Consider the following 14642-nt stretch of genomic DNA (forward strand, 5'->3'; position numbering starts at 1 on the left):
AAGCCCATTTTTATGACAAAAAAATACCGGCTTAAGCCGGTATTTATATAAAGGTATGATAACTATTCACTGAGCACTAAATTGGCAGCTGCTTTTAAAATACCAGGATAATCTTGCTCTGGTAGGTACTCTGTAAGTTCACCAAGTTTGTCCGCAAGCTCACTCATATTAACAGCTGATACATTAATATGGCCCATTTTACGACCTGGCTTAGCTGTTTTACCGTACCAATGGCTCGTTACATCAACCGTTTTTAATACTTCACTTGGAATACTTGGTTGGCCTAATACGTTTATCATCGCGGTAATGTGTTTAAGCTCTGTATTACCAAGCGGCAAACCTGCAACAGCACGCATGTGGTTTTCAAACTGTGAGCAATGGCAGCCTTGTTGCGTCCAGTGGCCTGAGTTATGTACACGCGGTGCAATTTCGTTAACGAGTAACGTGCCTCTTACATCAAAAAACTCAATTGCTAATACGCCAACGTAGTTAAGCTCGTTTGCTATTTTTGTAAATGCATCGTTTGCTTGAGCTTCAACACTTTGATTATTTTTACCGGCAATAGAAAGCGTTAATACACCATTTGTGTGCTCGTTTTCTGTTAGCGGATAAATAGCCACATTACCGTGTTTGTCGCGCGCACCAATAATAGATACTTCACGATCAAACGGAATCATTTTTTCAGCAATAATCGTATGTGGCGCAAGCTCGGTGCCCGATGCAATAAAATCAGCCATTTGTGACCAAATCTCGTCTATTTGATCATCCGATTTTAAACGCCATTGGCCTTTTCCGTCGTAACCCGCTTGGCATGTTTTAATTACAAGTGGTTTACCTAGAGTTTTAACGGCAAGTTCTAAATGCGCTTTTTCAGTAATTAATTGGTACGGCGCACAAGTTACGTTTGTTTTATCAAGCAATGCCTTTTCAAGCGAGCGATCGCCACCGGTTTTAATAGCGGCTTTACCTGGGTAAAACTTATTACTGTTACAGCAAAGGGTTAAAACATCATCAGGAATGTGCTCAAACTCGGCAGTAATGGCATCAGCGTTTGATATTGCTTGCTCAAGCGACGTGTTATAAACCTCACCGGTTAGCGGGTGCATAATTTGTTTACTGCCTACATCGTACGCAACAACGTTTAAATTAAGCGGCGCTCCTGCAAGGCTCATCATACGTGCAAGTTGCCCTGCACCTAATATTAAAATATTCATTATTACTCTGCAGGGTTTGGATTAGCTAATATAGTGTCGGTTTGAGCTTTACGAAACGCTTCAATTTTTGCAAAAATTTCTGGATTTTGACATCCTAAAATTTGTGCAGCTAATAAACCCGCGTTTGCTGCGCCCGGCTCACCAATTGCAAGTGTCCCCACTGCAACGCCTTTAGGCATTTGGCAAATAGATAAAAGTGAATCAACACCATTTAATGCTTTTGATTTTACCGGCACGCCCAGTACAGGAAGCGACGTAAAAGCAGCAGCCATACCCGGTAAATGCGCTGCGCCGCCAGCACCAGCAATAATAACTTTAATACCACGTTCTGCGGCTGAACTTGCGTAATCAGCAAGTAATTGAGGAGTGCGGTGTGCAGACACGACTTTGGTTTCGTACTTAATGCCAAAATGCTCTAGCATAAGTGCTGCATGTTCCATGGTTGGCCAATCTGATTTTGAACCCATAATAATGCCAACAGTCATAAATACTCCTCAGTAATGTATTTTAAAAATAGCGGACTTATGTCCGGTTTTAGGCGGGTATTATACCCAAACCAAGTTTAATTGCGACTCACAAAAACAAAAAAGCCATGTTTAAACATGGCTTTTTTGAGTTAACGGGTAAATAGCTAATTAAGCTTCTTTACTCGCTAAGTATTCGGCGTAGTTGCCTCTAAAGTCGATAACTTTACCGTTTTTAATTTCCCAAATACGGGTTGCAACCGATGATACAAACTGACGGTCGTGGGAAACAAACATCAATGTACCCTCGTAAGCTTCAAGGGCTAAGTTAAGCGCTTCAATTGATTCCATATCCATGTGGTTAGTTGGCTCATCCATTAACAATATGTTTGGCTTATGCATCATAATTTTACCAAACAACATGCGGCCTTGCTCACCACCTGAAATTACTTTAACTGATTTTTTAATATCGTTTTGAGAGAATAACATACGGCCTAAGAAGCTACGAACCACTTGCTCGTCGTCGCCTTCTTGTTGCCATTGCTCCATCCACTGAAACAAGTTCATGTCGGTTGCAAACTCATCAGCGTGATCTTGCGCGTAGTAACCAATATTCGCGTTTTCTGAGAACTTAAACTCACCAGCTTTAGGTGCTAGGCGCCCTGCTAATGTATTAAGTAATGTTGTTTTACCAACACCATTTTCACCAATAATAGCAATACGTTCGCCAACTTCTACTAAACCTTCAAGTCCAGAAAACAACGTATTGTCGTCAAAACCTTGTGTTAAGTTTGTCATTTCAAGTGCGTTTCTGAATAACTGCTTTTCTTGATCAAAACGGATAAACGGCGTTTGGCGTGAAGATGCTTTAACTTCGTCTAATTGGATTTTGTCGATACGTTTAGCACGCGATGTTGCTTGCTTAGCTTTAGATGCATTAGCAGAGAAACGAGATACAAACTGTTGAAGTTCAGCAATTTGGTTTTTCTTTTTCGCGTTTTCGTTAAGTAATTGCTCACGTGCTTGCGTTGCTGCAAACATGTATTCGTCATAATTACCTGGGTAAATACGAAGCTCGCCGTAGTCAATGTCGGCCATGTGTGTACACACAGAGTTTAAAAAGTGACGGTCATGCGAGATGATTATCATGGTACAGTCGCGCTGATTTAACACGTCTTCTAACCACTTGATGGTGTAAATATCCAAGTTATTAGTAGGCTCATCAAGTAGCATAATGTCTGGGTCTGAAAATAATACCTGTGCAAGTAGCACGCGCAGCTTAAAACCCGGTGCAATTTCTGACATTGGGCCAAAGTGTTGGTCAGTGCCAATACCTACACCTAATAAAAGCTCACCTGCTTTAGATTCTGCAGAGTAACCATCCATTTCAGCAAATTCAGTTTCAAGATCGGCTACTTTCATACCGTCTTCTTCACTCATTTCAGGTAAAGAGTAAATACGGTCTCGTTCTTGTTTAATTTCCCACAACTCTTTGTGGCCCATAATCACGGTATCGATTACTGAGTATTCTTCGTAGGCAAACTGATCTTGGTTAAGTTTAGCAACGCGTTCGTTAGGATCAGTACTTACATTACCTGCAGACGCTTCGAGCTCACCACTTAAAATTTTCATAAATGTTGATTTACCACAACCATTTGCACCGATTAAACCGTAACGGTTACCATCGCCAAATTTTGCTGAGATATTTTCAAATAATGGTTTAGCACCAAATTGCATGGTGACATTAGCTGTACTAATAATAGCGCTACCCTCCAAAGGAGTAATGATGTATTTAAATTGCGCGCAGTTTAAACCAAAATGGCCTGTTTTTCTATGAAAGTTTAAAAGCAAACCACTGCGTTTTAGCCATTTATTATGGCTATGTAGTTAGTAGTAAAAATAACGGATTAGATTTAATGGTTTCGTTAATTTTTATTCAGCTTATTCTAATTAAAATCCATAAAGTATGTTTTATAAACGGGCATAAGAGATTAGAAATTACGATACAAATTAGAGTAAAAACACTTTTAACGTATTTGTGTGTCTACTTAACTCATTTTTGTTCACCCTATAATAATAAAAAGTTATATTTATGAAAATAAAGTACTTTTAGAGCTTTTACACTAGTTACTACTTTTTAACCAAGATGAAATTAATTCAAATTACAATTTTTATATATCGCTAATTTCTCATCCTATTTACCTATCAAATCATTAAAAACATAAACTTTTGCAACACCTGAAAAACAAAATTAACCTTTAGTGAATATCCGTTAAGTTTAACGATTAATTTTATTGAGTATTTTTCACTTTTGAGCCGTTTATTGCTTTGTTAGTCTTCGAATCTGAATTTTTACCTACGTAAAAAATTGACCAATTTACACAGGGCAACACACAAGATGAGCAAAAAATTAGCGACGCTTATTAGCGCAAGTATTGTATTCGCACCCGCTGTTTCGGCAGTAGAATTATACAAAGATGACAAAAATACTGTTGAAGTTGGTGGATATCTTGATGTGCGTGTAATTAATACACAAAACGAAACCGAAGTTGTTAATGGTACCTCGCGCATTAACTTTAGATTTACCCGAAAGCTTAAGAAAGACTGGACCGCACTCGCACTCGTAGAATGGGGTGTAAACCCTGTTGGCAGCAGCGATATTATTTATAACAATCGTTTTGAGTCTATCCAGGATGAGTTTTTATACAACCGTTTAGGTTACGCAGGGCTTTCGCACGAAAAATATGGCCAACTTACCATTGGTAAACAATGGGGTGCATGGTACGACGTAGTTTACGGCACAAATAATAGCTTTGTATGGGATGGCAATGCGGCTGGTGTTTACACCTATAACAAAGACGATGGCGCTGTTAATGGCACTGGCCGTGGAGATAAATTAGTGCAGTACCGCAATAGCTATAACGATTTTAGTTTTGCAGTACAAGCGCAGCTTAAAAACAGCGAATTTTATACCTGTGACGTCACCGACATTTCAGAAGAAGAATGTGAAGCACTTTGGAACTCTGGCGATAGTGCAGCCCAAGAAGTTGAATTTAATTACACATTTGGTGCGTCTGTAACTTATACCCCAACTGACATGCTAACACTTACAGCAGGTGTTAACCGTGGTGAGTTTGATTTAACGTTTGGCGATGGTTCTACTCGCAATGTTGAAGATTTAATTTATGGTGCAGGTATTATGTGGGGCAACATTGATGAGCCCGGCCTATACGTTGCAGCCAACGTAAATAAAAACAAAAACCACGACACAGATAACATCGGTCGCTTAATTAAAGACGCAATCGGTGTAGAAACATTCGCATCTTACCGCTTTGATAACGATTTTCGCCCTTTTATTGCCTACAACGTGTTTGATGCCGGTGATGATTACGTAATTCAGCCAAACTTTAACGCCGATCCTAACGATGTATTTAAGCGTCAGTTTGCTGTTATTGGCCTTCATTACCTAATTGACGAAGCTACTATTGCCTACATAGAAGCGCGTAAGGACTTTAGTGACTTCGAAAGTGATAACGACGATCAACAAGCACAAATGGAGCAGTCGGAAGACGACGGTATAGCATTTGGTTTTAGATATAAGTTCTAAATATAAGCTCTAAATATAAGTTTAAAAACGACTACAACTTCCCTAAGCACAACCCTTTTAGCCCTTTTGACTTTTTTAATTGGGCTTTTTTATTCCGCCATACTTTTTTTAATACTTGGTTTTGTATTTAAGGCTATTTCAACAAATGCATTAACAGCCGCATTGGTATCTGCTTTTTTAAATTGTAATAGCACCGGAATTTGCGTAAATACATCGCTCAATTTTATAAAATGGCACCCTTTACTATACAATTTACGTACGCAATAAGGCGCAATTGCCACACCAAGGCCTGCAGCCACTTCGGTAACTAATGTTTGCATATGTCGAGGTTGGCTAATAATGTTCGGTGAAAAACGAGCTTGTTTGCATTGCAAAATGGTTTCATCAAAAAGACCAAGTGCTTCCTCTCTATTAAAAATGATAAATGGCTCATTTTTTAGTTTAACTAAATCAATGTTTTTATAATTTGCCAGCGCATGGTTTTGATTAACTATGGCCACTAATGAATCTACATAAATAGTATGACTTACAAATTCATCATTAATCGAATCAGGTAAAGGCCGTGAAAAACCCACATCAATTAAATCATTTTTAAACGCATGTATCTGCTCAGTTGCGGTCATTTCAAACAATGTAACGTGCACGCTTGGGTATTGCTGTTTGTATTCTCGAACCAGTGCTGCCATAAAGGCTAAACATGCCGAGCTTAAGTGCGCAATATTAAGTGTACCTACCTGCCCGTTGTGGGCACGTTTAACCTGAGTTTTAGCTTTGTCAGCTAGAGCCAAAATAGCGCGTGCATCTTTTAATAGCTGCTCACCCGCTTGAGTTATTGCAACATCGCGTGAATTTCTTATAAACAGCACAACATCAAGCTCGCTTTCGAGCTGTGCAATATGCCTACTTATTGCAGGTTGCACGGTGTGTAGCTCTTTGGCCGCTTCTGAAAAACTCTGATGCTTAGCCACGCTGACAAAACTTTTTAATGTTTTAATATCCATTACGCACCTTAAATACATTTTTTGTATAGATTCTATAAAATAATATCATTTTTGTTATAGGTAAAGAACTCATACCATAGCGGCATGAGTTAACAACACTAGACAGCTATGACCAAACCCAAACAAAATCAGTCATTAAGTCGATTTATTTTATTACTAATGACCACTGCAATTGCCGCAACAGCAGCAAACTTATACTACAACCAGCCTATTTTACCGCTTATAGCGAACGAATTTAATTTAACTGATTCACAGCTTGGGAGTATTCCCGCGCTTACACAAATTGGTTACGCGTTTGCGTTATCATTTATTTCTCCTTTGGGTGACTCGATTGCTCGCAGGCGTTTAATTACTATTTTGTCGAGCTTATTAGTAGTGGCTTGTAGTGCAGCAATGCTTGCACCTAACTTACCTTTATTACTTATATCGGTATTTTTAATTGGTGTAAGCGCCAATATAACCCAGCAATTAATACCCTTTGCAGCATCGCTTGTATCGAGCGAGCAAAAAGGTGCCACGTTAGGCACATTAATGATGGGCTTAACTATCGGTATTTTACTTTCAAGAACGTTAAGTGGATTTGTAGGTGAGCAATTTGGTTGGCGAAGTGTATTTTTAATGTCGGCAGTACTCGCAGCATTATTTGGTATATTACTGCGCGTGTTTTTACCTAGCAATAAGCCACACACTAATTTGCGTTATTGGCCTCTCATTAAAAGTACGTTGGCGTTGTTTATTAAACATAAATCACTGCAGCATTTTACACTTTCGGGCGCATTTTGGTTTGCATCATTTAATGTGCTTTGGGCAACACTTGCAATTTATGTTAGTGATGAGCCATTTAACTACAACGCTCAACAAGCTGGTTTATTTGGTGTAATAGCATTGGCTGGCGTAATAGGCGCTAAGTCATCGGGTAAATGGGTCAGCAAACTAGGGTCTAAAGCTCTAATTATGATTGCACTTACGCTTGCGGCAATCGGCTTTGCTATTACAGGTTTGTTTAATGGCAGTTTAGCGTCGTTGGTTATTGGTATTATTTTAATCGACTTTGCCATATTTAGTGCGCAAGTGGCTAACCAAGTGCGTGTTTTTAGTATTGAACCCACTGCGCAAAGTCGCATAAATGGAATTTACATGCTGGGTTATTACATTGGAGGCGCTGTTGGCTCAATGGTTGGTGTTAAGGCATTTGCACTTTATCAATGGCCTGGCGTTGTTGCTGTAAGCATTATATTTATTTTGCTAAGTGGCATTTTTAATTCATTTGCTAAAAAGTAATCGCTTAAAACTTAAGGAGTAAAAATGAATACATTGAAAACAGCGGGTAGCTTTACATTACTGTGTATTGCCAGCTTAACTATTATGGTGGGAACCCTACTTGCGCCAGGTTTAGTAAGTATTTCACAAGGATTAGGTATAACCGATAACACCGTACTTTTAATTACGTTGCCATCGTTAGGAGCTGTGGTGTTTGCGCCCTTCGCAGGAAAATTAATTGATAAATACGGCGCTTATAAACTTTTAGTAATTGGGTTATTTTTATATGGGGTTGAAGGTGCCAGTGCTTACTTTTTAAAAGGCCCAACGCTTGTATTTGCTAATCGATTTTTACTCGGCGGTATAACGGCAGTGGTTATGGCAAGTTGTACGGTTTTAATTTCTGATTGGTACACAGGCGAAGCACGCCTTGGCATGATTGCAAAACAAGGTATGGCGATAGAGTTAGGCGGTGTTATATTTTTATTTTTAGGTGGATTATTAGCCTCGCAATTTTGGGCGCTGCCATTTTCACTTTATTTAATAGCGTGGGTATTTTTGGCTATGCTTTTATTGTTTGTGCCAAATAAAAACTCAGTGGCTAGTAATAACGATGAAGTGTCAGAACATCTACACCACAAAGCTAATAATGGCCTCTCGTTAAAAAGCGTTTATGTAATTTCAACACTCGCGATGACCATATTTTTTACGTCTACTGTGTTACTGCCCATCGTAATGAACGAGGAAAACTTTGACGAATCACAAATAGGCCAACTACTCGCATTTATATCTTTAGTGGCTGTAGTTACTGCAGGCTTTATGCCTAAAATAACAAAGAAGCTTGGTGAGCCCAAGGTTTTGGCATTTGCCTTTTTAGCGTTTAGTTTATCGTATATTTGTTTTACACAAGTAAGCACCCGACCTTTAATTTTAGGCGCAATATTAATAGGTATAGGATTTGGTTTTAGTATTCCGCTTTTAAACCATATGACGGTAGAGCTCAGCGATGTGAAAGTACGCGGCCGTAACTTATCGTACTTTACGATGGCTGTATTCTCGGGTCAGTTTTTTACCTCATTTATGGAATATATACCTGGTGGTGAGAAAAACGTATTTATAATTTGTAGCGTTTCAGCATTTATAATTGCACTGGTATTATTTTTTAAACCGACCAAAGCAAAGCAGTCGTAACTTACAAAAGAGCATTTTTATAAATGCTCTTTTTTATCTAAACTTCCCACTTCCCACTTTACTATTTGCACTACTTCCCTGATTACTCTTTCTAATTTGACTCTATTGCTAAGTTTAGCGTTATAGCAGCATTTAGTATGATGTGTTCTTTTACTGTAAAGCCACCAGCCAATTTATATTAACTGCATTACGAGTATAAAAAATGGTTAAACTATATTGAACTGTAAAGTACTGACACTGCTTATTGCTGATCACAAAGGCGAAAGGCTGATTAAAAGCAGTAACAAATAGATGTGTATATGCTCATGGGTACTGACGGTATTCTAATTCAATAGCTGTGAGCTGTATATAAAAACAGTACATGTAATTGCTGTGCAAAAATAATTTAAACCTACCTTTTTTTGTAAGTCGTTAATAATATTGAATTAAGTAAATTGTTATAAAGCTGATTCGTTATCATAAATATATAAAACAACGACAACTGTATATGTATACAGTTGTCACTTAAACCTATCTAACCTACTTTTTAATAAACGTACTATAACCAGCTAATGCCTTAGCCACACTAATTGATGGATTATCTGAATGCTCAGCACCTTTGTTTATAGCACTTTGCCACACAAGGTTATTGTTAGGGTTGGCTGTTAAAGCGGCCTCTAAATTACTAAACGCTTTTAACATTAGCGGATGCTCTGCCCCGCCCACCGAGAGATATAAATAAGTAGACGACTTAACTTTGTTATTTTGAGCACTTAAAAACGCTTCTAAATTATTAACTACGGTCATATCGTCATACCAAGCCGCTGGGCTAAAAGCAAAATAGCCATTAAACAATTCAGGCTTTGTATGCAGTGTATAAAGCACAAAGCTACCACCTGCCGAAAAACCACTTAATACACGGTTATTACTAAGCTTATATTTTGCTGATAGATAAGGGAGTAACTCAGTTTCAATAAACGCTAAAAACTTGTCGGCTTCGCCATTTGGTTCAATAAGTGTTTCATGCTCTGGACGCGCTTGTGTATTTACATCTTGGCGGGCATAAGGAGGTACTAAATCGCGATTACGTGTATCAGTAAAAAACAAATTAGGAATAGACACCAATATAGCCTTATCCCCTTTTTCGCTCTTAGCTTGTTTTGTAAGTGCTTTATCCCATGTATCTAAATTAAAGTTACCATCGGTTTTAATAATTAACGGATACGCTTTTTTAGGATTGTAATTAGCGGGCAATCTTATAAACACTTTGCGCGACTCATTAAGCACGCTTGAGTTAATTGTTACATCAGTATAGGCCGATACATAATGGTTATAATAACGTATAGCTAAAATACCAATAGCAAAAATGACTACGGCTAAACTTAAATTAATAATATAGTGTTTTGTTATTTTTATTGCCATATGGCATTCCTTTAAATGTTTAGGAGTTATTTAATCGAGCTTAACCCATTGTTTTATTTCAAGCGCGGTCATAATAAGCTCAACCGAAAACGCGGCTAAAATCATGCCCATCACACGCGTTAAAATAGACGCGCCGCCAGTACCAATTAGCTTAATAATTTTACCCGAAAGCAGCAACAGTATTAATGTAATACCCAACACACCAAGTGTAACAAGCGCTGTGCCTATTTGAGTAGTAATTGGGTGTATGTGGTTATCGGTAAGTAGTATTACCGCCAAAATAGCGCCAGGAGTCGCCGTTGCAGGTATAGCAAGCGGAAACACGGCTATATCGTGATCGGGGTCTTGTTTGGCTTTGTTAGAATCGTTTCCAAAAATCATTTGCAGGCCAAACAAAAACAATATAATTCCGCCCCCTAACTGAAACGACACCAACCTAATTCCCATCGCATTAAGTATTAGTTGCCCTATTAAAATAGACCCTAATAATACGCCCCCGGCATAAAGTACCGTTTTAAATGCAGTTTTACGACGTTGTTGATCAGTTAAATGAGAAGTAAGCGCGGCAAACAGCGCCATAGTGCCTATTGGGTCAATGGTCGCCCAAATTACAAGCGCATCTTGAGAGAGTTTTTCTAGCATATAAAATCCTTGTTAAGCGTAAATGTTTAATAAAACACGGGTAACAAATTCATTTGCTCACGCTTAACTATAATAGAAAGCCGCTATTTTTTGTATTTTATTTACTGAGCTTTAAGGGGTGAGGATTGAAAAAAGGTAAGCACTTATAATTGCCGTCTTGAGTTAAAGTGATTTATGCCAAATAGAATTTTCTCTTAAACTAAAGCCCAGTTTCATAAGTAAATTATGGGAACGTGCATTATGTGCACTCACCTCAGCAGACAAATGTTTAAGCGGAATATGCTTAACTAGAGTTTCAATAAAACCGGTCACCACTTCAAACATTACGCCCTTATCCCAAAAGTCAGGATGCAGCTCAAATCCTATAAACGCACCACTTTTACACGGGCTTAAATTATAAAGCCCACAAGTACCCATTAACTTTCCAGATATATTATGTTCAATTGCAACTCGAATTACTTCACCTTCGTAATATGCACTAATATCATCTTGTATTAATTGTTTGATTTGCGTTTTGCTAAGTGGTGTTTCGTAGTCGTTAAATTCTGACACGTGCGGGTGATTTAAAATATTAAATAAACACGCTGCGTGTTTGTGGGTAACTAAACGTAGCGTAACGCGCTCAAGCTTTGTGGTGTTAAACATTTTATTTAAGTGGTTAGTTAAATTAGCTCTTTATGGGCACGCATTATTAACTTACCATACCCCTTTCACAAGCATTATCTTTAAAGCAAAAAGAGTAAGAGAACGTAATGAGTGACGATTTTAAAGTAATACAACCCACTACCACAGTATATTGCCCAAAGCGCGGCGAAGGCTGGACCTTAACAGGCATTACTAATATTAACGAGTTTACCTCAGTAATGTTTGACGGCACACGCTATACACTTCCTGCACGCGAAATAGTAGAAGAACTTCTCCCTAACCAATTAGCGCGTGAGCAAAATAGCTAACTAAACACATACACAGTAAAAAGGCTGCAATTTTGCAGCCTACTATCTAATTAACGAGTTAAAATGCATCGTCTTCGCTGTAAACATTAACGTTTAGCTCGTCATCACTTTCAAATACCACAAACGAAATAGGCTTACAGCACACTTGGCAGTCTTCTATGTATTGCTCATCAATATCTGCTGCATCAAGTAATACTTCTATACTTTCTCCACAATAAGGGCAGCTTATTGATGTTTCTGTTAACTGGTTCATTTATCACCTGCTAATTTATATCACGAATGTTGTCACTTTAATGAACATGTAAGCATAATTCAACACCACATTAAATAACGCATACTTGGCTAACCCAATTAAACCGTGCTACTAACTTAAATAGTGATCTTGTTACTCGCCTTATCCCTATAAAACTTGTCAAAGCACAATATTTTTCACCATAGATAAGTTGGCCAGCCCTCTACAATGAAATTGTATTAGCACTTAGCGGGTCTAACTTTATAAGTATTTATAAACTCACAGTACAGATGGATAATTTTATGAAAAAATCACTTACGCTTGCATTAACATCTGCCGTTATTTTGTTTAGTACATTCTCCCATGCAGCTAAAACCGAAAAAGCCGTTCTAGCTGGAGGTTGTTTTTGGTGTATGGAAAGTGACTTTGAAAAGCTAGAAGGCGTAACCGATGTAATATCGGGCTTTACTGGCGGTAAACTTAAAAACCCGACATACAATGGTAATCATAAAGGCCATTACGAGGCCGTAGAAATCACATACGATCCGGCCATAGTTAGCTATCAGGGCATACTTGATCATTACTGGGTAAATATTGATCCCTTTGATGCCAAAGGCCAATTTTGTGATAAAGGCCCTAGTTACTTAAGCGCTATATTTGTACAAAACGACGAACAACGTAAATTAGCCGAAAAAACAAAAGCTGCAGTAGTTGCCGAGTTCCCTAATCAAACTGTGGTTACACCTATACTAAACGCAAGCACCTTTTACCCTATAAAAGGGAGGGAAAGCTTTCACCAAGATTATTACAAAAACAATCCAATCCGATACAACACTTATCGTTGGCGTTGTGGTCGCGACAGCCGCCTAGAAGAAATTTGGGGCGACAGAGCAACCCATTAATCGCGTTAAATCAGGTATACCACAGTAAAATATTAAAAGGCTGGTTTAATTATCAGCTTTTTAATATTTTAGTTATTGCGAGATTCTTTAATAAATCGATATCTAAATTCAGATAAGTAACCAACAATGCTAACAAGCAAAGCAGAATTAAAATCACCTCTCACAAGCTGTGTCCAAACATTTCCTTCTCCATTAAAGCTAATGTAAATAGCCATAATAAAAGCAACAAACGCTGAAACTTGATACATCCAAGAATATTCACCAAAAAATTTCTGTGTCACACTTTTTTCTTTTAATTTATCTTCCACAATTAATCTCCATTTTATATTGCTATTAAATCCTAGCTATAACATAGGCAAAATAAGGAATTTATAATAAAGGTTTATTTATACACCGTCTATTTCATAAAGCCTTTGTTATTAAGCTAAATGCTTGAATAGCAAATAGGATACATGTCACTTCGCTTTAAGTGGACAGCACTGCTTGACTTAAGATACTCAGTTTTAGGATTCATTATCAATAAATAGTATATTCTGTTTCCTAAAGCAGGCTGTTTATCTACTAAATCAAATACAATAAATTGCACTCCTAGATTGATATAAACAAAATTTAACAGCTGGAGTTACACAAAATGTTTGCCAACCAATTACAACTAGCGCGTGCTCTAGAGTTACCAACACGACAAGCCATGCTTTACCGTGAACCAGCAGTACAAAACTTTTGGATAAACAACACTGACCTAATTGCAAACGCGTGGAGCGAATGGGAAGCAACATCAATAGATAGCTCAACGTTTACGCTAGACGACACACTACTTGATAAAAACATACGTGAAGCAGTAAAACAAGCATGGGAAGATCCATCAAAAGAGCTAGCCGTAAAAGCGTTATTACACGAAGTAGCGCCTGATGTGTTTCAATTTCAATTTTTTGATCCTGAGCGACTAGCAGTATTACGCGGATATTTAGAACAAGTATGGAATTCGCAAATCCCTATGCGCCCTCCATACGGCATAGTGTTAAATCGCCGTGGTGCCATGCTTGATAGCCGATCAGAAGGTTATTTAGCCGCGCCAAGCTTTCAAGCATTTTATAACGAAATACTAAACACTTATATGCGCCCTATTTCACGTATGCTGTTCTCGGAAATTATGGGGTTTGATACACAAACATTTGGCTTTTCAATTTATTATGAGCCAAATACAGATTCGTCAATTCGCCCACATACCGACGCATCAGCTGTAACGCTTAACATTAACCTAAATTTACCAGGCGAAGAGTTTACAGGGTCACAAGTGGACTTTTATCACCCGTACACAGGTGACATTAAATCACTTACCTTTAAGCCTGGTACTGCCATGTTACATCGAGGCAATATTGCACACGCAGCCAAGCCTATTACCAGTGGCGAGCGAACTAACTTTGTATTGTGGTTGTATGGGGAGCGCGGTCGATTACCAGCACAAGGCGCACCACGCATTCCTGTTGATGCTAAACAGCGCTGGACTAACCCAAACAAACCAAATGATGGCTATGCACCATTTTAAATAATCGCTTTTAAAGTTTTAAATACAAATGGCTGCCTAATTTAAGCAGCCTTATAAAAATAAAGCTTATCCAGTAACCAACACGTTTTAAGTTTAGTAATATCAAAAAACCGCCCTATTCATAATCTATATTGTCGCCACTTATAACAATTGATAACACAAATTTTCCGCCTTGCTTTTATTATGTCCCAGTACTTCGCTTAACAAAGTACAAAGTTTAGGAGGATGT

The 14642-nt window shown here is 38.2% G+C and carries 15 protein-coding genes; 6 read left to right on the plus strand and 9 right to left on the minus strand.

Annotation, left to right across the window (positions count from 1 at the left end; genetic code table 11):
- Positions 1 to 62: 62 nt before the first annotated feature.
- From H5092_RS11465 to H5092_RS11475, 3 genes are all read right to left on the minus strand, one after another.
- Positions 63 to 1214, minus strand: a complete 1152-nt coding sequence (locus tag H5092_RS11465) for a 5-(carboxyamino)imidazole ribonucleotide synthase (protein WP_182711244.1) — start codon at positions 1212 to 1214, stop codon at positions 63 to 65.
- 2 nt (positions 1215 to 1216) lie between these two features.
- Positions 1217 to 1699 carry a 5-(carboxyamino)imidazole ribonucleotide mutase gene (gene purE / locus H5092_RS11470; protein ID WP_002962540.1) on the minus strand — a complete coding sequence of 161 codons (483 nt, stop codon included), beginning with the start codon at positions 1697 to 1699 and terminating at the stop codon, positions 1217 to 1219.
- 150 nt (positions 1700 to 1849) lie between these two features.
- On the minus strand, positions 1850 to 3439 hold the full coding sequence (locus H5092_RS11475; RefSeq protein ID WP_182733592.1) for an ABC-F family ATPase: 1590 nt from the start codon (positions 3437 to 3439) through the stop codon (positions 1850 to 1852).
- A gap of 637 nt (positions 3440 to 4076) precedes the next feature.
- On the opposite strand from H5092_RS11475, the gene H5092_RS11480 reads away from it, so the two are divergent.
- Positions 4077 to 5285 carry a porin gene (locus H5092_RS11480; RefSeq protein ID WP_182733537.1) on the plus strand — a complete coding sequence of 403 codons (1209 nt, stop codon included), beginning with the start codon at positions 4077 to 4079 and terminating at the stop codon, positions 5283 to 5285.
- Between the two features lie 89 nt (positions 5286 to 5374).
- Here H5092_RS11480 and H5092_RS11485 read toward each other — a convergent pair whose 3' ends face one another.
- Positions 5375 to 6286: a LysR family transcriptional regulator gene (locus H5092_RS11485; protein WP_182733538.1), complete on the minus strand. Its 912-nt coding sequence runs from the start codon at positions 6284 to 6286 to the stop codon at positions 5375 to 5377.
- Between the two features lie 108 nt (positions 6287 to 6394).
- Between H5092_RS11485 and H5092_RS11490 the strand changes: the two genes are divergently transcribed.
- Positions 6395 to 7567 carry an MFS transporter gene (locus H5092_RS11490; protein WP_182695935.1) on the plus strand — a complete coding sequence of 391 codons (1173 nt, stop codon included), beginning with the start codon at positions 6395 to 6397 and terminating at the stop codon, positions 7565 to 7567.
- 24 nt (positions 7568 to 7591) lie between these two features.
- Positions 7592 to 8737, plus strand: a complete 1146-nt coding sequence (locus tag H5092_RS11495) for an MFS transporter (protein WP_182694208.1) — start codon at positions 7592 to 7594, stop codon at positions 8735 to 8737.
- Between the two features lie 519 nt (positions 8738 to 9256).
- Here H5092_RS11495 and H5092_RS11500 read toward each other — a convergent pair.
- The 3 genes from H5092_RS11500 to H5092_RS11510 all read right to left on the minus strand — a co-directional run bounded on the left by H5092_RS11500 (position 9257) and on the right by H5092_RS11510 (position 11425).
- Complete coding sequence (locus tag H5092_RS11500; protein WP_182733539.1) at positions 9257 to 10138, minus strand: alpha/beta hydrolase; 882 nt, start codon at positions 10136 to 10138, stop codon at positions 9257 to 9259.
- A 30-nt stretch (positions 10139 to 10168) separates the two neighbouring features.
- On the minus strand, positions 10169 to 10780 hold the full coding sequence (locus H5092_RS11505) for a MarC family protein (protein WP_033029579.1): 612 nt from the start codon (positions 10778 to 10780) through the stop codon (positions 10169 to 10171).
- 162 nt (positions 10781 to 10942) lie between these two features.
- Complete coding sequence (locus tag H5092_RS11510; protein WP_182733540.1) at positions 10943 to 11425, minus strand: GNAT family N-acetyltransferase; 483 nt, start codon at positions 11423 to 11425, stop codon at positions 10943 to 10945.
- Positions 11426 to 11532: 107 nt separating this feature from the next.
- Between H5092_RS11510 and H5092_RS11515 the strand changes: the two genes are divergently transcribed.
- Positions 11533 to 11733 carry a hypothetical protein gene (locus H5092_RS11515; RefSeq protein ID WP_002962626.1) on the plus strand — a complete coding sequence of 67 codons (201 nt, stop codon included), beginning with the start codon at positions 11533 to 11535 and terminating at the stop codon, positions 11731 to 11733.
- 58 nt (positions 11734 to 11791) lie between these two features.
- On the opposite strand, the gene H5092_RS11520 is transcribed toward H5092_RS11515, so the two are convergent.
- A complete protein-coding gene (locus H5092_RS11520; protein ID WP_182733541.1) occupies positions 11792 to 11986 on the minus strand; it encodes a CPXCG motif-containing cysteine-rich protein in 195 nt (64 codons plus the stop codon).
- A gap of 281 nt (positions 11987 to 12267) precedes the next feature.
- Between H5092_RS11520 and msrA the strand changes: the two genes are divergently transcribed.
- Positions 12268 to 12867: a peptide-methionine (S)-S-oxide reductase MsrA gene (gene msrA / locus H5092_RS11525; protein ID WP_039487894.1), complete on the plus strand. Its 600-nt coding sequence runs from the start codon at positions 12268 to 12270 to the stop codon at positions 12865 to 12867.
- A 68-nt stretch (positions 12868 to 12935) separates the two neighbouring features.
- On the opposite strand, the gene H5092_RS11530 is transcribed toward msrA, so the two are convergent.
- On the minus strand, positions 12936 to 13175 hold the full coding sequence (locus H5092_RS11530) for a hypothetical protein (RefSeq protein WP_182695932.1): 240 nt from the start codon (positions 13173 to 13175) through the stop codon (positions 12936 to 12938).
- Positions 13176 to 13498: 323 nt separating this feature from the next.
- Here H5092_RS11530 and H5092_RS11535 point away from each other — a divergent pair, with 323 nt between their 5' ends.
- Positions 13499 to 14413 (plus strand): 2OG-Fe(II) oxygenase family protein, encoded by a 915-nt coding sequence (locus H5092_RS11535; RefSeq protein WP_182733542.1) that lies wholly within the window; start codon positions 13499 to 13501, stop codon positions 14411 to 14413.
- Positions 14414 to 14642 lie beyond the last annotated feature (229 nt).

Source organism: Pseudoalteromonas sp. SR41-7 (genome assembly GCF_014163935.1).
Classification (GTDB): domain Bacteria; phylum Pseudomonadota; class Gammaproteobacteria; order Enterobacterales; family Alteromonadaceae; genus Pseudoalteromonas; species Pseudoalteromonas distincta.

What these genes read in the sequence shown, in the direction of transcription:
- H5092_RS11465 (WP_182711244.1), bottom strand. Translation starts at nt 1,214, where the DNA reads ATGAATATTTTAATATTAGGTGCAGGGCAACTTGCACGTATGATGAGC.
- purE (WP_002962540.1), bottom strand. Translation starts at nt 1,699, where the DNA reads ATGACTGTTGGCATTATTATGGGTTCAAAATCAGATTGGCCAACCATG.
- H5092_RS11480 (WP_182733537.1), top strand. Translation starts at nt 4,077, where the DNA reads ATGAGCAAAAAATTAGCGACGCTTATTAGCGCAAGTATTGTATTCGCA.
- H5092_RS11485 (WP_182733538.1), bottom strand. Translation starts at nt 6,286, where the DNA reads ATGGATATTAAAACATTAAAAAGTTTTGTCAGCGTGGCTAAGCATCAG.
- H5092_RS11490 (WP_182695935.1), top strand. Translation starts at nt 6,395, where the DNA reads ATGACCAAACCCAAACAAAATCAGTCATTAAGTCGATTTATTTTATTA.
- H5092_RS11495 (WP_182694208.1), top strand. Translation starts at nt 7,592, where the DNA reads ATGAATACATTGAAAACAGCGGGTAGCTTTACATTACTGTGTATTGCC.
- H5092_RS11500 (WP_182733539.1), bottom strand. Translation starts at nt 10,138, where the DNA reads ATGGCAATAAAAATAACAAAACACTATATTATTAATTTAAGTTTAGCC.
- H5092_RS11505 (WP_033029579.1), bottom strand. Translation starts at nt 10,780, where the DNA reads ATGCTAGAAAAACTCTCTCAAGATGCGCTTGTAATTTGGGCGACCATT.
- H5092_RS11510 (WP_182733540.1), bottom strand. Translation starts at nt 11,425, where the DNA reads ATGTTTAACACCACAAAGCTTGAGCGCGTTACGCTACGTTTAGTTACC.
- H5092_RS11515 (WP_002962626.1), top strand. Translation starts at nt 11,533, where the DNA reads ATGAGTGACGATTTTAAAGTAATACAACCCACTACCACAGTATATTGC.
- H5092_RS11520 (WP_182733541.1), bottom strand. Translation starts at nt 11,986, where the DNA reads ATGAACCAGTTAACAGAAACATCAATAAGCTGCCCTTATTGTGGAGAA.
- msrA (WP_039487894.1), top strand. Translation starts at nt 12,268, where the DNA reads ATGAAAAAATCACTTACGCTTGCATTAACATCTGCCGTTATTTTGTTT.
- H5092_RS11535 (WP_182733542.1), top strand. Translation starts at nt 13,499, where the DNA reads ATGTTTGCCAACCAATTACAACTAGCGCGTGCTCTAGAGTTACCAACA.